We start from the raw sequence: 16,181 nt of genomic DNA, 5'->3' as shown, positions 1-16,181 counted from the left end.
CAAGGTGGGTTCCGGAATTCTGACTTCCGCGTTACTCAAGGGGGTTGGGGGATTGCTGATCAGTGGCTGGGGGATGGGGTGGGGATGGCTCGGGCTTGACTGTCTCCACGGGAACTTCACAGCGGGACGCGCGTTGACTGGGGTTCCGGCGGGGGCGGGGGTGGGGGGTTCCGTTGTGTGCTGGGTGCGGGGCGGTGGGGGCTGGTCGCGCAGTTCCTCGCGCCCCTAGGGGGTTGGGGTGCGGGGTGTTTGCGGGGGCGGGGGGTGTGCGTGCTGGTTGCGCAGTTCCCCGCGCCCCTAAAAAAAGGGGGGGTGCGGTTAGTCGGTGTCGAGCCGTTGCCGTTTGCTACTCGTGCTCGCGGGGGGTCAGGCCCGTCAGCAAGTGGTGGATCAGGGTGGGGATGCCGGAGGTCGCTGCTTCCGGGGTGAGGGTGCCCTGGGCTGCGAAGGAGGCTGTGCCGTGGAGGGCGGCGCCGATGACCAGGGCGATGGTCCAAGGGGGGCCCGGGATCATCTCGCCGCGCTCCTGGGCGTCGGTGACGATCTGTACGAACTGGGTTGTCGTGCCGTCCACCGCTGCCCGGAGCTGCTCGGAGATGTCCGGGTCGTGCTTGCGGGAGTACATGACCTCCAGCAGTTCGGCGTGCGTGACCGCGAACTGGACGTAGGTCCTGGCCAGTTCGGTGAGGCGGGCTTCGAGGGGCAGGTCGGGGTGGTCCGCGGCGGTCAGTTCTTTCGCCATGCGCTCGAAGCCGGTCAGGGCGAGGGCGTCGACCAGGGCCTGCTTGTCCTTGAAGTGGCGGCCGGGGGCCGCGTGACTGACGCCCACGTCCCGGGCCAGTTCGCGCAGGGACAGCGCCGCGACCCCCTTCTCCAGCAGGGTGCGTTCCGCGCTTTCGAGCAGGGCGGAGCGCAGGTCTCCGTGGTGATAGGGGCGTACAGGCATGCGAACCATCGTATCCCGATGTTGACGGCGTCAGCATTGTTGTCGGCGTCACCATTGTTGTCATTGACAGCATTGTTGGCGTTGCCTACATTGGGAGGCATGGACAACACGGACAGCACCATCGGCAGCAGTAGCAAGGGCAAGGGCAAGGTCAAGTGGGATGTCGGGCGGATTCCTGACCTCTCCGGGCGTACCGCCGTCGTCACCGGGGCCAACAGTGGGATCGGGTTCGCGGCCGCCGCCGAGCTGGCCCGTGCGGGCGCGCATGTCGTGTTCGCCGTACGGGACCTGGAGCGGGGGCGGGCCGCGGCGGCCAAGGTGAGCGGGAGCGCGGAGGTGCGGCGGCTGGATCTCGCGGATCTGGCGTCCGTGCGGGAGTTCGCCGAGGGGTGGGACGGGCCGCTGGACCTGCTGATCAACAACGCCGGCGTGATGATGCTCCCCGAGCGGCGCACGCGCGACGGCTTCGAGATGCAGTTCGGCACGAACCACCTGGGCCACTTCGCCCTGACGAACCTGCTGTTGCCGCACATCACCGACCGCGTGGTGACCGTCTCCTCCGGCGCGCACCGGATGGGCGACGGCATCATCCACTTCGAGAACCTGAACCTGGACGGGATCTACAGCCCGCAGCGCGCGTACTCCCAGTCCAAGCTCGCCAACCTGCTCTTCACGCTCGAACTCCAGCGCAGGCTCACGGAGTCGGGCTCGCGCGTCCGCTCCCTCGCGGCGCACCCGGGCTGGGCGGCGACCAACCTCCAGAGCCATACGGCGAACCCGGTCTCGCGCGTGCTCATGGCCGTCGGCAACAAGGTCGTCGCCCAGGACGACAAGGGCGGCGCTCTGCCGACGCTCTTCGCGGCGACCCAGGATCTTCCGGGCGCGAGTTTCGCCGGCCCGAGCGGGATGGGTGAGATGAGGGGCGCGCCGACGCTGGTGGGGCGCAGCACGGCGGCGAGTGACGTGGAGGCGGCGGAGCGGTTGTGGGAGGCGTCGGAGGGGCTTACGGGAGTGGTGTTTCCGGTGCGGAGCGTTCCGGGGAAGGCGGGGGCGGGGCGGGTGTGAGGTTGGCGGGGGTGAGACGAGAGTCGAGCCGGGAGGCGGGGCAGGAGTTGAGGGCTGCCGGTCGCTCGTCGCCGGTCCGCGGACCCGACTCCGGGAAGCGGGCTCGCTCAAGGCCCAGCACGCCGTCGGCTCACCTCGTAAGGGATTCGCCGCTCACCGTCGGCTCACCGCTGCCAGTCGCGGCTCGCGGCCGCTCTCACCCGGTCGTCGTCTCCGCAGGCCAGCAGGTCGAGCAGGAGGCCTCGGATCAGGGCCAAGGCACGGGTCGCCCTGGTCTCCGCGAGGGCGGGTGGTGTGCCGGGGGGCTGGGCCCGTACGAGGAGGTCGAGCCAGTCCCGGGCCGCCTCGGCGGCGAAGCCTGCCCAGGGGCCGGGGTCGTGGGTGAGGGAGAGGAGGAAGGCCTCGTACGTCAGCCGCACCATGGGGCGTTGTTCCGGTGCGGAGAGGAAGGTCCACAGGCTCTCCGTCAGGGCGTCGAAGCCGTCGCCGGCCGTACCGGCCGCGTTGGTCGGGTTGGCCGCGTTGGTCGGCTCCGCCAGGACCGCGGCCATCATCCCCACCTGCTCGTGGCGGGCCCGGGCGAGCAGTTGGCGTAGGAGCTCGTCCTTGCTGCCGAAGAGGTAGAGCAGGACGCGCGGGCTGGTGCCCGTGGCGGCGGCCAGGGGGCGCAGGGACAGGCCGGTGAGGCCGTGTTCCAGGAGGTAGCCGTAGCAGGCGTCGAGGAGTTCGGTGCGCCGGGGCGACGGTGGTGATGGCTGTGGCGGCGGTGATGACGGTGTCGTACCCACTGCGCTACCGTAACTGAAACGAGTGTTTCAGTGTCGGTTTCGGTGGAGGTCGCGGGATGGGTGGCCACGACGACTTCGCGCTCGGCGGGCGTACGGCCCTGGTGACCGGCTCGGTGCGCGGGCTGGGCCTGGAGATGGCGCGGGGGCTGGCCAGGGCGGGCGCGCGGGTGCTGGTCAACGGGCGGGATCCGGTCACCGCGGAGGCGGCCGCCGCCGGGCTGCGGGAGGACGGGCTGGACGCCGCGGCCGCCGTCTTCGACGTGACCGACCGTGCGGCTGCGCGGGACGCGGTGCGCGGGCTCGGGGACATCGACGTGCTGGTCAACAACGTCGGGCACCGGGACCGGCGCGGCCTCGACGCCATGACGCCGGACGAGCTGGCGCACATGCTGGACGTCCACCTGGTCTCGGCGTACGCGCTGAGCCGGACGGTCGCCGAAGGGCTGGCCGGGCGCGGCACCCCGGGCCGGATCATCAACGTCTCCTCGGTCATCGGCCAGTTGGGCCGCACCGGCGACGTCGCCTACGCCACCGCCAAGGCCGGCCTCGACGGACTGACCCGGGCGCTGGCCGCGGACCTGGGGCCCAGCGGTACGACGGTCAACTCGGTGGCCCCGGGGACGTTCGCGACCGAGGTCAACGCCGGGCTGGCGGACGATCCCGAGTGGGGCCGGTGGCTCAAGAGCCGTACCGCGCTGGGGCGTTGGGGGCGGCCGGCGGAGATCGCCGGGATCGTGGTGTTCCTGGCGGGCGACGCGGCGTCGTTCATCACGGGGCAGACGATCGCGGTGGACGGCGGGATGACGACGACGTTCTGAGCCCGCCCCTCCCAGATCCCCTTTGCTTGCCCCCGGCTCCCCCTCAACTCCAGGTGCGCGCCTGGGTGTTGAACACCGCCGGGTCGCTGTGCACCGGCAGAACGCAGAGCAGGTGGCCGCCGGGGGCGCGCAGTACCCGGCACTCCAGCCAGCGGGCGGTCTCGGTCGCGCCGAGGGCGAGCAGGCGGGTGGTCTCCGCCTCCACGTCGTCGGTCTCGATGTCGATGTGGAAGCGCGGGTCGGTGTCGTCGATGGACTGAACTGCCGTGACCAGGCCGGGGATTGCCTCATGGAGCGTGGTGAACTGCTCCTCGCCGGGGACCGGTTCCGCCGGGGTGCCGAGTGCCGCCGACCAGAAGGCCGCCGCGGCGGCGGCCTCCGGGCCCGGGGTGTCGATCAGGAGGGCGTAGACGCGGCTTCTATGCATCCGGCCCGATTCCCTTGGTTTCCGGGGCTGTTGTGTCCGCCGTGTCCGCCACGCCCTCCACTCCCTCCACGAAGTGGTCGAACTCGCCTGCCTGGACGCCGAGTACGAAGGCGTCCCACTTGCGGCGGTTGGTGGTGACGACGTTCTCGGGGTCGCTGGTCTCGCGGATGTAGACCGGGGCCTCGCCGTCGTCGCCGGGACCGAAGGCGAGCTCGATCCAGGGGCCGGGGCCGGTCGCGTCCGGTGGGGCGGCTCGTTCCCAGGTGAGGTCGGGGGGGATGTCGGACATGGGGTTTCCTTCGTCGAGTGCCGGGGAGACGACGAGTATCGCGCAGGAGAGGCGGGAGGGGCGGACGGACAGTACGGTGGACAGACCGCCGGACCAAGCGTCGACTCGAGCGCGAACGCGCTGTTCACAGCGAAATCTCAGTAAACGTCGACGTCCTTTCTCACCTTCGTGGGACAGAGTGGGGCCCGATGAAGCGCAGCTCACGCATCTCCCGTTCCGCTCGCCTCGCGGGCAACCGTAGGTACGCGCTGTTCGTCGCCGTGGTGACGCTGGCACTGACCTCGGCCTCTGTGGCGACCGCCGACGACGGCCCCGGGCCCTTCGGCGTGACCACCGTGACCGAGGTGAGCAAGCAGAGCCTGCGGGTCGGCGCCCTGTTCGGGGCGGCCCACGCCACCAGCCTCGCCGGCGGGCACCACTGCACCGCGTCCGTGGTGCACAGCGCGGGGCACAACCTCATCGTCAGCGCGGCCCACTGCCTGGACGGGGACCCCGGCGACGTGTTCGTGCCGGGCTACCGGGACGGCAAGGCGCCGTACGGGGTGTGGAAGGTCGAGCAGCGGTTCCTGCCGGACGGGTGGTCCAAGGGGCAGGCCGAGGACAGTGACATCGGCTTCGCCACGCTCGTCGAGGTGGGCGGTAAGAACATCGAGGACGTGGTGGGCGCCGACCGGTTCACGACCGGGACGGCGACCGGGGCCACGGCGGTGACGATCACCGGGTATCCCTCCGCCACCGACCAGCCCATCAGCTGCACCAACAAGCCCACCCTGCACAGCGGCACCCAGCAGCGCATCGACTGCCCGGGCTTCACCGGCGGCACCAGCGGGAGTCCCTGGGTGAACGGGGACCAGCAGGTCGTGGGGGTCATCGGAGGGCATGAGCAAGGCGGGCTGACACCCGACATCTCGTACAGCGTGGTGTTCGGGAAAGAGGCGGCCGAGTTGTACAAGGATGCGACGACTGACCCGTAATAAGGATCGGTGTGCGGTGCGCGCGACTCGTTGAATACGCGTCAGATGTGGTGGAAGCACGGCGAAATGCCGCCACCCTCCCCGGAAATGGCCTTGAACAGGGCTGTCATGGGGGAGGGTTGAGCCGTGCGAAAAGTATGGGTGGCCGGTGGGGTCGCGGCTGGGCTGGGGCTCAGCTTTGTGATGCTGCTCGTCGTCGGGGTCTACCTCGTCGCCGGGAACCTCGTGAACGGGGCCGGCGGCGGGAGCGTCGCGCTCGCCAAGGGCGCGGTGCCGACGGCGTACTCGGCGCTCGTGCAGAAGTGGGGCAACCTCTGTCCCGCCCTCAACCCCGCGCTGCTCGCCGCCCAGCTGTACCAGGAGAGCGGGTTCAACCCGAACGCGAAGAGCCCGGCGAAGGCCGAGGGGATAGCGCAGTTCATCCCCGGGACCTGGGCCACGCACGGGATCGACGGCAACGGCGACGGCGTACGCGACGTATGGGACCCGAACGACGCGATCCCGTCGGCCGCGACCTACGACTGCGAGCTCGCCTCGTACGTGAAGGACGTGCCGGGGAACCAGACCGCGAACATGCTCGCCTCGTACAACGCGGGGGCGTACGCGGTCATCAAGTACGGGGGCGTGCCGCCGTACTCCGAGACCAAGAACTACGTGAAGACGATCACGACGCTCTCGCAGAGCTTCGCCGCGCCCGTCAGCCGGGTCGATCCCTCCGAGCAGGCCGCCACCGCGATCACGTACGCGCAGAGCAAGCTCGGCACGCCGTATCTGTGGGGCGGGAACGGTACGGCCGACCAGGACGGGCGGTTCGACTGCTCGGGGCTGACCAAGGCGGCGTTCGCGGCGGCGGGGATCACGTTGCCGCGCGTTGCGAACGATCAGTACAACGCGGGGCCGCATCCGCAGCGGGCCGAATTGCTGCCGGGAGATCTGGTGTTCTTCTCGGACGACCTGACCAATTCCCGGGCCATCCGGCATGTGGGGATTTATGTCGGCGGCGGGTACATGATCGACGCACCCCGGACGGGTGCTGTGATCCGTTTCGACCCCATTGACACCCCCGATTACTTCGGCGCCACCCGGGTCACCGAAGATGGCGCGAAAGCGCTCCCCACGACGGTGTGAACCGAGCGTGAACCCACCCCCTGAGCTGCGGCGATGAGTCTCTCTTCGATAACGTCTGAGTGATCATTCGGTGGAGGGTGGAACGTATTAACCGGGACCGTGCGTTCCTGTTCAGTAATGCGCACGAGAGGTGCGCCCGGAACTACGACGAAGGAGCCGCAGCACCATGGCTGTACTCGCCGAATCCGGGTCGAATCCCGACGTCGATCTGCTCTACGACATCAATGGGCTCGCCAAGGACGCGCCGCACTGGTTCGACCGGGGCATGTCGTTCGTCGGGGAGTACGGGTTGCTCGTCGCGATGGTGCTGCTCGTGGTGTGGTGCTGGTGGTCCGTGCGGCGGCGTGGGGGAGAGGACGCGGCGGGCTCTGTGGCCGGGCTGGTGTGGGCACCGCTCGCCGCCTCGCTCGCCGTGCTCGTGAACGTGCCCATACGTGGGTTCGTGGAGCGGCCGCGGCCGTTTCTCGACCACACCGGGATCGATGTGCTGATCTCCGGGAAGACCGACTTCTCGTTCGTGAGCGATCACGCGACCATCACCATGGCGATGGGGGTCGCGTTGTTCGTGGCGGACCGGCGGTTCGGGGTGGCCGGGATCGGGCTTGCGCTGCTCGAAGGGTTCTGCCGGGTTTATATGGGTGTGCACTATCCGACCGACGTGATCGGTGGGTTCGCGCTCGGTACGGCTGTCGCTCTGCTGCTGTCGCCGGTTGCCATGGCTCTGCTCACGCCGGTGTTGAAGGCGGTTGAGGGGTCGGCGTGGGGTGGGTGGGTGGTTCGGTCGGCTGAGGCTCGGCGGGTTGGGCGGGACGCCTTGATTCCGGGGGCGCGTACTGAGTCGTCCGGTACTGAAGAGCGGGACCTTGCGGCATAAAGGCTCCGCCTGGCGGTCGGTTCGTCGGCTGCGGGCCCGTTGTGGCTGGTCGCGCAGTTCCCCGCGCCCCTAAAAGCCAAAAGCAAGGGGCGTCTGCCGGGCCGGAGCCTGATTCGCCCCCTACAGCCCCTGGGGATACGTGAAGAAGTGGGCGGGGTCGTACTGCTTCTTCAGGGTTGTCAGGCGGGTTGACGCGTCGCCGTAGTACGCCTTGCGCCAGTTGGTGAGGGTGGGGTCTGTGTAGTTCTGGTAGGCCGCGCCGGAGGCGTAGGGCTTCATGGCGTTGTGGAAGGACGTCAGCCAGGACTGGGCCGACGTGCCGGCCGTGCCGGAGGGCCAGGAGACTATGTACTGGGCCAGCATGCGGGAGCGGCGGTGGACGAAGGCCGTCGCCGTGGGGGAGACGCGGTTGACCGCGCCGCCGAGGGCCGTCAGGGCGATGTCGCCGGAGTTGCCGCGGACCGCCTTCATCTGGTTGAGCATCGTCTGGATGCCCGTGGCCGAGATCGAGCGGTCGAAGAAGTCCGAGCGGCCGACGTAGGTCTCCCTCGCGAGCGCGCCCTGCGGGGAGCGGCCGGGGGTCGAGCCGGGCAGGTGGCACTGGGCGTCCGTCGAGAACGACGAGCAGCCCGCGTACGCGTCCATCGACTCCTCGTACGTGTGCCGCTTCAGCGAGACGCTCGACGCGTTGCCGCCGACCAGGTGGGCCAGTTTGTCGACCGCGTTCTGGAGTTCGTTGTAGGTGCCCAGGGAGAACGCGGCGACTGAGACCTTGGGGGTGCCGCCGGGGGTGTTCGTGAGGTGGCAGGAGGACCAGATCTCGTCCGGTTGGTCCGGGCCCCACTCCTGCCAGGCCTTCACCACGGCCGCCGCCATCGACGACGGCCAGGTCAGATAGCCCGATACGGCCTGGGGCGCGGGGTGGGTCTTGTACTGGAGCTCCGTCACGACGCCGAAGTTGCCGTTGCCCGCGCCGCGCAGCGCCCAGAACAGGTCTTTGTTCTCAGTGGAGTTGGCCACCACCTGCTTGCCGTCCGCCGTGATCAGCGTGGCCTGGGTGAGGCTGTCGCAGGTCAGGCCGTACGCGCGGGAGACCACGCCGTGGCCGCCGCCGAGGGTGAGGCCGGAGACGCCGACCGTCGGGCAGGAGCCCGCGGGGATCGTCACGCCCTTCGCGGCGAGGCCCCGGTAGACGTCGATCAGCTTGGCGCCGGCGCCGACGACCGCGGAGGAGCCGCTCGCCCGGATCTTGTTCAGCTTCGACACGTCGAGGATGAGGCGGCCGTCGCCGGAGGAGTAGCCGGCGTAGGAGTGGCCGCCGTTGCGGATCGCGACGCGGATGCTGTGGGCGCGGGCGTAGGAGAGGACCGAGCGGATGTCGTCGGGGTTCGCCACGTACGCCACCGCGGCCGGCTTCAGGGAGTCGAAGCGGGTGTTGTAGAGCTGGTGGGCCGTCTTCCAGGAGGCGTCACCGGGGCGGACCAGGGTGCCGTCCAGCTCACGGGCCAGGGCGGCCCAGTTGGCGGCGGCCGCGGCGGTCGTGGTGCGCAGACCCGAGGTGCTCGTCGAGGTGGAGGCGTTGGACGCCGTCGCGGACGTGTCACCGCCGCCGGTGTTCTTGCCGTTGCACGCGGTGGTCGCGACCGCCGCTATCGCGGCCACGCCGCCGCCTATGAACGAACGCCGTTGCATTTCGCCTCCTGTGGGGTTCCGTGAAGTGAGATACGGGTCGGACCCCACAAGTTCTCGTGGTCATGTCACAGGTTCGGAACAGGCAGATGCCCGGTGGCATCCGTCCTGGCCTGGCTTCTCGCCCGTCTCGCCGGGCCTCGCCAGCCGCAGACGCAACGGGCGAAGCAGAAGGGGCCCTGCTCGACCGTCGTCGTGCGGTGTTCGGGATGTGCGGGGGGAGCCTGCCGTTCGTCCTGCTGCGCCACACCGACCACGGTACCGAGTCCGGGTAAAGCGCTCGTATGGCGGTCGCGCGACGGTCCTAGGGCGGTTGTACGGCCGCGACGACGCGTGACGGGCCCATCTACCCGTCGTTAAGCGGAACGACAGGGCCCGTTACGACGTACGGGGGTACGGCAGGCTATGGAGCGGCAGCAGAGGCGCGCGGGCGGGGCGGTCGTCGCGGCGGGACTCATGGTCGGGGTCTGTGTCGGTACCGGTGGGTGCGGTGCCGGTGACGGGGCGGCGACCGCGGACGCGCGCGGTGGCGGGGACGCGGTCGCGGTGGTGCGGCGCGCGGCCGACTCCCTTGTGGCGGCGGGGAGTTCACAGGCCCGTACGTCCATGGAGATGGCCACCGGCGGTACCCGCGTGACCATCCGCGGCGAGGGCGTCTACGACTTCCGGCGCCGGCTCGGCCGGCTGAGGGTGCAGTTGCCGCAGGACCCGGCGGGCGCCAGCGAGCACCGGCCGATCACCGAACTCCTCGCGCCGGGCGCCCTGTTCATGAAGAACCGGGGCGCCGGGGTGCCCGCCGACAAATGGGTGCGGGTCGACACCGGGACGCTGTCCGACGGCAACCTCGTGACCGGCGGCGCCACCGACCCGTACGCCGCCGCCGAGTTGCTGCGCGGGACGACTGCCGCGACGTATCTCGGGAAGACGGAGGTGGCCGGGGCTTCCGTGCGTCACTATCGGGGGGTCGCCGATCTCGCCGTCGCGGCACGGAGTGCGTCGGCGGGGAACGAGGCGGCCCTGAGGTCGGCGGCGAAAGGGTTCGCCACCGCCCGGGTGCCCTTCGACGTCTACCTCGACGACCAGGGGCGCGTCCGCAAACTGGGACAGCGGTTCAGCTTCGTCAACGGGCAGCGCCACAACCCGGTGGCGGTCACCTCGACGACGCTGCTGTACGACTTCGGGGCCCCCGTGGACGTACGGCTTCCGGCGTCGAAGGACATCTACGCCGGGCAGATCGCCGAGAAGTGACCTGAAACGGTCGGTGTGGGGCGGTGTATCGGTCGGTGTGGGTCGGGGTGAGGACTAGCCCGTCCGTGCCATGCGCGTTGTGTAGACCGCTCCCTACTCTAGGAAGTCGGTGGCGGCAGAGAAGAGGTGATGCACGTGGCTCCGGTCGGCGGTACGGCAGTTCAGGACCACGTGGCCCTCGCCGAGATCGAGCTGTGCGGAGACCTGATCATCGCGGCCTCGGCCGCCGAGGACCGGCTCAGCCTGGAGAGCATCGACGAGGTGCTGAAGGTCGCCGAGGAGCGGGACGCGTCGTCCTGTACGCCCGACTAACCGGTCGGGATCCTCGCACTGGTTAGTTTCGTGCGGAGGAGCTGGGTTGGTCAGGTGCGGAGGAGCCGGGCGATCGCCTTCGTCGCCTCGTCGACCTTCGCGTCGATCTCCTCGCCGCCCTTGACCGCCGCGTCCGCGACGCAGTGCCGCAGGTGTTCCTCCAGGAGCTGCAGCGCGAACGACTGCAGGGCCTTCGTGGAGGCGGACACCTGGGTGAGTATGTCGATGCAGTAGACGTCCTCGTCGACCATGCGCTGCAGACCGCGGACCTGGCCCTCGATCCGGCGCAGGCGCTTGAGGTGCTCGTCCTTCTGGTGGTGGTAACCGTGCGTGACCGGTTCCTGGGCCGGCTCGTCGACCGGCTCCCGCGTCGGTTCGGAGGGCGCTGCCGCCGCGCCGGCCTCGGTGGTCGTCATCGCGTCCATCGCGTCCTCCAGACATATACCCCTAGTGGGTATATCGTAACGAACTTTGCTGGGTATAGGGCCCTTGGTACGCCCCCGTGCGGATCACTGTGCCTGATGGGCGACACTGGGGGACGGCCCATTAGCCGTGGCCGGATGATGCACTTAGCATCAGCCTGACCGAAACCCATGCTTCCCGAGGACCCCTTGTGCGCTTTCGTCTGACCCCCAGGGAGACGAGCTTCTACGACATGTTCGCCGCGTCCGCGGACAACATCGTCACGGGCTCGAAACTCCTCATGGAACTGCTCGGGGCGGACACCGCCGGCCGGGCCGAGATCGCAGAGCGTATGCGGGCCGCGGAACACGCCGGTGACGATGCCACGCACGCGATCTTCCATCAGCTGAACTCCTCCTTCATCACGCCCTTCGACCGCGAGGACATCTACAACCTCGCTTCCTGCCTCGACGACATCATGGACTTCATGGAGGAGGCCGTCGACCTGGTCGTCCTCTACAACGTGGAGGAACTGCCCAAGGGCGTCGAGCAGCAGATCGAGGTGCTGGCGCGGGCGGCGGAGCTCACCGCCGAGGCCATGCCGAACCTGCGCACGATGGACAACCTCACGGAGTACTGGATCGAGGTCAACCGCCTGGAGAACCAGGCCGACCAGATCCACCGCAAGCTGCTGGCCATGCTCTTCAACGGCAAGTACGAGGCCATCGAGGTGCTGAAGCTCAAGCAGATCGTGGATGTGCTGGAGGAAGCGGCGGACGCGTTCGAGCACGTGGCGAACACGGTGGAGACCATCGCCGTCAAGGAGTCCTGACCTCTCCATGGACACCTTCGCTCTGGTCGTGACCATTCTGGTCGCGCTCTTCTTCACGTACACGAACGGTTTTCACGACTCTGCGAACGCCATCGCCACGTCCGTCTCGACCCGGGCGCTGACTCCGCGCGCGGCGCTCGCGATGGCCGCCGTGATGAATCTCGCCGGTGCGTTTCTCGGTTCCGGGGTCGCCAAGACCGTCAGCGAGGGGCTGATCGAGACGCCCGAGGGGTCGAAGGGGATGGGGATCCTCTTCGCCGCGCTGGTCGGCGCGATCACCTGGAACCTGGTCACCTGGTACTTCGGGCTGCCGTCGTCGTCCTCGCACGCGTTGTTCGGCGGGATGGTGGGGGCCGCGCTCGCGGGCGGTACGGATGTCATCTGGCACGGGGTCGTCGACAAGATCATCGTGCCGATGTTCGTGTCGCCGGTGGTCGGTCTGGTCGGCGGTTATCTGGTGATGACGGCGATCATGTGGATCTTCCGGAAGGCGAACCCGCACAAGGCGAAGCGGGGGTTCCGGATCGCGCAGACCGTGTCCGCGGCCGGTATGGCCCTCGGTCATGGTCTCCAGGACGCGCAGAAGACCATGGGTGTCGTGGTGATGGCCCTGGTGATTTCCGGCCACTCGACGTACGGCGATCCGATTCCGGTCTGGGTGAAGATCGTCTGCGCGCTGATGCTGTCGCTGGGGACGTACGCGGGTGGGTGGCGGATCATGCGGACGCTGGGGCGGAAGATCATCGAGCTGGATCCGCCGCAGGGGTTCGCGGCGGAGACGACCGGTGCGGCGATCATGTTCACCACCGCTTATCTCTTCAAGGCGCCGGTTTCCACGACTCATGTCATCACCTCGGCGATCATGGGTGTGGGCGCCACCAAGCGGGTCAACGCGGTTCGGTGGGGTGTTGCCAAGAACATCGTCATGGGGTGGTTCATCACGATGCCGGCGGCGGCGATCGTCGCGGCGCTGGCGTTCTGGATCGTGGATCTGGCGTTCCTGTAGGCGCCGCTGTATGCCGGGGGCTGCGCCCCCTGGCCCCCTGTTTCCCACCCACCCACCCGTTTACGGTTGGCCGAGAGGGTGCCGTAGAAGCAGGAGCGGTCCATCTCTCGACCCACCGTGAACGGGCGGGGCGGGCAAACAAGCGGGGCGGGCAAACAAGTCGAGAAGCCGGCCGCCGTGTGACCCGGGTGACGTGGATCGCTCACCTCTCAGCCCACCGTAAACGGGCGGGTGGGTGGGAAACCGGGAACGCGTACCCCCACCGGCCCGCACGAGCGAACGGCCTCGCCCCGGTGGGCACTTCTCGGCCGACCGTAAACGGGTGGGTGGGTGGGAAACGCCAAACGAACGGGCCCGCCCCCGGGAGCCAGGGGCGGGCCCTTTTCGTCCTCGCGGTGGCACCGCCATGCAGCACCGCGAGGGGTTTCAGGAGAGGAACGGCTCGGTTTAGCCGAAGCGGCCCGAGATGTAGTCCTCCGTGGCCTGGACCGACGGGTTGGAGAAGATGCGCTCCGTGTCGTCGATCTCGATGAGGCGGCCGGGCTGGCCGACCGCCGCGAGGTTGAAGAAGGCCGTGCGGTCGGAGACCCGCGCCGCCTGCTGCATGTTGTGCGTCACGATGACGATCGTGAAGCGTTCCTTCAGCTCACCGATCAGGTCCTCGATGGCCAGGGTCGAGATGGGGTCGAGCGCGGAGCAGGGCTCGTCCATCAGCAGGACCTTCGGTTCCACCGCGATCGCCCGCGCGATGCACAGCCGCTGCTGCTGGCCGCCCGACAGACCCGAACCCGGCTTGTTCAGGCGGTCCTTGACCTCGTTCCAGAGGTTCGCGCCCTTCAGGGACTTCTCGACCACGTCCGACAGCTCGCTCTTCTTGTAGCTGCCGTTCAGCCGCAGACCCGCCGCCACGTTGTCGAAGATCGACATCGTGGGGAACGGGTTCGGGCGCTGGAAGACCATGCCGATCTCGCGGCGCACCGACACCGGGTCGATGCCGTGGCCGTAGAGGTCCTCGTCGTCCAGGAGGACCTTGCCCTCGACACGGCCGCCGGACGTGACCTCGTGCATGCGGTTGAGCGTGCGCAGGAACGTCGACTTGCCGCAGCCGGAGGGGCCGATGAAGGCCGTCACCGAGCGCGGCTCGACCGTCATCGAGATGTCTTCGATGGCCTTGTGTGAGCCGTAGTAGGCGGTGAGACCGCTTACGTCGATTCGCTTGGACATGATTGCTTCACTTCCAGAGATTCAGATCGGTCGCTGAGTAGGCCCCGCCCGGCGGAGCCGGAAAGTGTCGCCTTAGCGACCGGTCTTGGGGGCCTTCCAGCGGGCGATGCCGCGGGCCACCAGGTTGAGGATCATCACGAAGGCGATCAGGGTGAGCGAGGCCGCCCAGGCGCGGTCGTAGGCCGCTCCGGCGCCCGCGCTCTGCGCGAACTGCTGGTAGATGTACAGCGGCAGCGACGCCTGCGCCCCGTGGAAGGGGTCGTTGTTGATGAACGGGTTGCCGAACACCAGCAGCAGGACGGGCGCGGTCTCACCGGCGATACGGGCCACCGACAGCATGATGCCGGTGGTGATGCCGCCGATCGCGGTGGGGAGGACGACCTTGAGGATCGTGCGCCACTTCGGGATGCCGAGGGCGAGGGAGGCCTCGCGCAGCTCGTTCGGGACGAGCTTCAGCATCTCCTCGGTGGAGCGGACCACGACCGGCATCATCAGGATGGCCAGGGCGCAGGAACCGGCGAAGCCGAAGGGCTCCATGTCCCACATGAGCATCAGGGACAGGATGAACAGACCCGCGACGATCGACGGGATGCCCGTCATGACGTCGACGAAGAAGGTGACCCACTTGGAGAGGGCGCCGCGTCCGTACTCGACCAGGTAGATCGCGGTGAGCACACCGATCGGGGCGCCGATCAGGGTGGCGAGGCCGACCTGCTCCAGGCTGCCGATGATGGCGTGGTAGATACCGCCGCCGGGCTCGGAGTCGGCGACCACACCCATCGAGTGGGTCAGGAAGTAGATGTCGAGGACCTTCACGCCGCGCGAGATCGTCGTCCACAGGAGGGAGACGAGCGGGATCACGGCGAGGAGGAACGCGACCCAGACCAGGCTGGTCGCGACCCGGTCCTTGGCCTGGCGGCTGCCCTCGATACGGGAGGCGATGACGTACGTACCGACGACGAAGAGGATCGCCGCGATCAGGCCCCACTGGATCTTGCTGTCGAGGCTGCCGACCAGTCCGATGAGGACGGCCAGGACGATGGACCCGCCGGCGATCGCGTACGGCGACCACTTCGGGAGGGTCGCGCCCTGCAGGGTGCTCGCGGGCTTTTCCGCTACGGCTGCGTTGCTCATGCGTTGGCCCCCGAGTACTCCGCGCGGCGGGCGATGATGAGCCGGGCCGCGCCGTTGACCAGCAGGGTGATGACGAAGAGGACGAGACCGGACGCGATGAGCGCGTCCCGGCCGTCCGCCGTCGCCTCGCTGAACTTGCTGGCGATGTTCTGGGCGAAGGTTCCGCCGCCCGGGTTGAGCAGGCTGGCGTGGATGAGGAAGTCCGGCGAGAGCACGGTGGCGACGGCCATCGTCTCGCCGAGCGCGCGGCCGAGACCGAGCATCGAGGCGGAGATCACGCCGGAGCGGCCGAAGGGCAGCACCGACATGCGGATGACCTCCCAGCGCGTGGCGCCGAGGGCGAGGGCCGCCTCCTCGATCATCTGCGGGGCCTGGCGGAAGACCTCGCGGCTCACGTTGGTGATGATCGGCAGGATCATGATCGCCAGCAGGATGCCGACGGTGAGCATCGAGCGGGGGGCGCCCTCGTCCCAGGAGAAGATCCCGGTCCAGCCGAAGTAGTCGTTCAGCCACCCGAAGAGCCCGACCATGTGCGGTACGAGGATCAGGGCGCCCCACAGGCCGTACACGATGGACGGTACGGCGGCCAGCAGGTCGATGACGTAGGAGACCGGGCCGCGGAGCTTGCGCGGGGCGTAGTGCGTGGTGAACAGGGCGATGGCGACCGCGACCGGGACCGCGATGACCATGGCGATGATCGAGGACACCACCGTGCCGAACGCCAGGACGGCGATGCCGAACTTCGGCGGCACGAGGTTGGTGTTCCACTCGAAGGTGGTGAGGAAGTTCGCGTGGTCCTTGCTGATCGCGAGCGAGGCGCGATAGGTGAGGAAGACCGCGATGGCGGCCATGATCACCAACAGCAGGATGCCCGACCCGCGGGAGAGACCGAGGAAGATCCGGTCACCGGGTCGGGTGGCGCCACGGGCCGCGCGCTTCTGGTCCGCGGCGGTGGGCTGAGGGGTGGGAGGGGGTGCCTCTGCGGGGTTCTTTGTCGATATATCCATCGGGTTTCTCCGGTCTGC

Annotated in this window: 19 protein-coding genes; 9 read left to right on the top strand and 10 right to left on the bottom strand. The window is 68.8% G+C overall.

The genetic code is table 11. The features are described from left to right. Positions 1-346: 346 nt before the first annotated feature. The gene (locus R2B38_RS18540; protein ID WP_318017236.1) at positions 347-946 is read right to left on the bottom strand and encodes a TetR/AcrR family transcriptional regulator; all 600 of its coding nucleotides are present in this window, start codon (positions 944-946) and stop codon (positions 347-349) included. Between the two features lie 99 nt (positions 947-1,045). On the opposite strand from R2B38_RS18540, the gene R2B38_RS18535 reads away from it, so the two are divergent. After that, the gene (locus R2B38_RS18535; protein WP_318017235.1) at positions 1,046-2,011 is read left to right on the top strand and encodes an oxidoreductase; all 966 of its coding nucleotides are present in this window, start codon (positions 1,046-1,048) and stop codon (positions 2,009-2,011) included. 164 nt (positions 2,012-2,175) lie between these two features. Here R2B38_RS18535 and R2B38_RS18530 read toward each other — a convergent pair whose 3' ends face one another. Further along, positions 2,176-2,799: a TetR/AcrR family transcriptional regulator gene (locus R2B38_RS18530; protein WP_318017234.1), complete on the bottom strand. Its 624-nt coding sequence runs from the start codon at positions 2,797-2,799 to the stop codon at positions 2,176-2,178. A gap of 56 nt (positions 2,800-2,855) precedes the next feature. Between R2B38_RS18530 and R2B38_RS18525 the strand changes: the two genes are divergently transcribed. Continuing rightward, entirely contained in the window at positions 2,856-3,617 is a 762-nt protein-coding gene (locus tag R2B38_RS18525; protein WP_318017233.1) for an SDR family oxidoreductase, read from the top strand. Between the two features lie 43 nt (positions 3,618-3,660). On the opposite strand, the gene R2B38_RS18520 is transcribed toward R2B38_RS18525, so the two are convergent. Further along, positions 3,661-4,044 carry a VOC family protein gene (locus R2B38_RS18520; RefSeq protein WP_318017232.1) on the bottom strand — a complete coding sequence of 128 codons (384 nt, stop codon included), beginning with the start codon at positions 4,042-4,044 and terminating at the stop codon, positions 3,661-3,663. Further along, the gene (locus R2B38_RS18515; RefSeq protein WP_318017231.1) at positions 4,037-4,333 is read right to left on the bottom strand and encodes a DUF397 domain-containing protein; all 297 of its coding nucleotides are present in this window, start codon (positions 4,331-4,333) and stop codon (positions 4,037-4,039) included. The genes R2B38_RS18520 and R2B38_RS18515 overlap by 8 nt, the downstream gene beginning before the upstream one ends. 188 nt (positions 4,334-4,521) lie before the next feature. Between R2B38_RS18515 and R2B38_RS18510 the strand changes: the two genes are divergently transcribed. From R2B38_RS18510 to R2B38_RS18500, 3 genes are all read left to right on the top strand, one after another. After that, entirely contained in the window at positions 4,522-5,307 is a 786-nt protein-coding gene (locus R2B38_RS18510; RefSeq protein ID WP_033281358.1) for a trypsin-like serine peptidase, read from the top strand. Between the two features lie 183 nt (positions 5,308-5,490). Beyond that, a complete protein-coding gene (locus R2B38_RS18505) occupies positions 5,491-6,435 on the top strand; it encodes a bifunctional lytic transglycosylase/C40 family peptidase (protein ID WP_318021725.1) in 945 nt (314 codons plus the stop codon). Between the two features lie 166 nt (positions 6,436-6,601). Continuing rightward, positions 6,602-7,309 (top strand): phosphatase PAP2 family protein, encoded by a 708-nt coding sequence (locus R2B38_RS18500; protein WP_318017230.1) that lies wholly within the window; start codon positions 6,602-6,604, stop codon positions 7,307-7,309. A 120-nt stretch (positions 7,310-7,429) separates the two neighbouring features. Here R2B38_RS18500 and R2B38_RS18495 read toward each other — a convergent pair whose 3' ends face one another. Both R2B38_RS18495 and R2B38_RS18490 read right to left on the bottom strand, forming a co-directional pair. Then, on the bottom strand, positions 7,430-9,001 hold the full coding sequence (locus R2B38_RS18495) for an FAD-binding oxidoreductase (RefSeq protein WP_318017229.1): 1,572 nt from the start codon (positions 8,999-9,001) through the stop codon (positions 7,430-7,432). A 65-nt stretch (positions 9,002-9,066) separates the two neighbouring features. After that, positions 9,067-9,246 (bottom strand): hypothetical protein, encoded by a 180-nt coding sequence (locus tag R2B38_RS18490; protein ID WP_078652460.1) that lies wholly within the window; start codon positions 9,244-9,246, stop codon positions 9,067-9,069. A 157-nt stretch (positions 9,247-9,403) separates the two neighbouring features. Between R2B38_RS18490 and R2B38_RS18485 the strand changes: the two genes are divergently transcribed. Both R2B38_RS18485 and R2B38_RS18480 read left to right on the top strand, forming a co-directional pair. Continuing rightward, positions 9,404-10,246, top strand: coding sequence for a hypothetical protein (locus R2B38_RS18485; protein ID WP_318017228.1), 843 nt, complete (start codon positions 9,404-9,406; stop codon positions 10,244-10,246). Between the two features lie 129 nt (positions 10,247-10,375). Further along, positions 10,376-10,558: a hypothetical protein gene (locus tag R2B38_RS18480; protein ID WP_033281353.1), complete on the top strand. Its 183-nt coding sequence runs from the start codon at positions 10,376-10,378 to the stop codon at positions 10,556-10,558. 50 nt (positions 10,559-10,608) lie between these two features. On the opposite strand, the gene R2B38_RS18475 is transcribed toward R2B38_RS18480, so the two are convergent. After that, positions 10,609-10,974, bottom strand: a complete 366-nt coding sequence (locus tag R2B38_RS18475) for a metal-sensitive transcriptional regulator (RefSeq protein WP_318021724.1) — start codon at positions 10,972-10,974, stop codon at positions 10,609-10,611. A 197-nt stretch (positions 10,975-11,171) separates the two neighbouring features. Between R2B38_RS18475 and R2B38_RS18470 the strand changes: the two genes are divergently transcribed. Together R2B38_RS18470 and R2B38_RS18465 are read left to right on the top strand one after the other, a co-directional pair. Further along, positions 11,172-11,792, top strand: coding sequence for a DUF47 domain-containing protein (locus R2B38_RS18470; protein ID WP_026151758.1), 621 nt, complete (start codon positions 11,172-11,174; stop codon positions 11,790-11,792). Positions 11,793-11,799: 7 nt separating this feature from the next. Continuing rightward, on the top strand, positions 11,800-12,798 hold the full coding sequence (locus R2B38_RS18465; protein WP_318017227.1) for an inorganic phosphate transporter: 999 nt from the start codon (positions 11,800-11,802) through the stop codon (positions 12,796-12,798). A gap of 447 nt (positions 12,799-13,245) precedes the next feature. On the opposite strand, the gene pstB is transcribed toward R2B38_RS18465, so the two are convergent. From pstB to pstC, 3 genes are all read right to left on the bottom strand, one after another. After that, positions 13,246-14,022: a phosphate ABC transporter ATP-binding protein PstB gene (pstB, locus tag R2B38_RS18460; RefSeq protein WP_318017226.1), complete on the bottom strand. Its 777-nt coding sequence runs from the start codon at positions 14,020-14,022 to the stop codon at positions 13,246-13,248. 72 nt (positions 14,023-14,094) lie between these two features. Further along, the gene (gene pstA / locus R2B38_RS18455; protein ID WP_318017225.1) at positions 14,095-15,156 is read right to left on the bottom strand and encodes a phosphate ABC transporter permease PstA; all 1,062 of its coding nucleotides are present in this window, start codon (positions 15,154-15,156) and stop codon (positions 14,095-14,097) included. Further along, positions 15,153-16,163, bottom strand: a complete 1,011-nt coding sequence (pstC, locus tag R2B38_RS18450; RefSeq protein WP_318017224.1) for a phosphate ABC transporter permease subunit PstC — start codon at positions 16,161-16,163, stop codon at positions 15,153-15,155. Before pstC ends, pstA begins: the two co-directional genes overlap by 4 nt. Positions 16,164-16,181: the final 18 nt, after the last annotated feature.

The sequence above is a fragment of the Streptomyces sp. N50 genome (assembly GCF_033335955.1).
Lineage (GTDB): Bacteria > Actinomycetota > Actinomycetes > Streptomycetales > Streptomycetaceae > Streptomyces.
The sequence above is the reverse complement of the archived record's forward strand: the minus strand, read 5'-3'. Positions and strand labels throughout refer to the sequence as shown.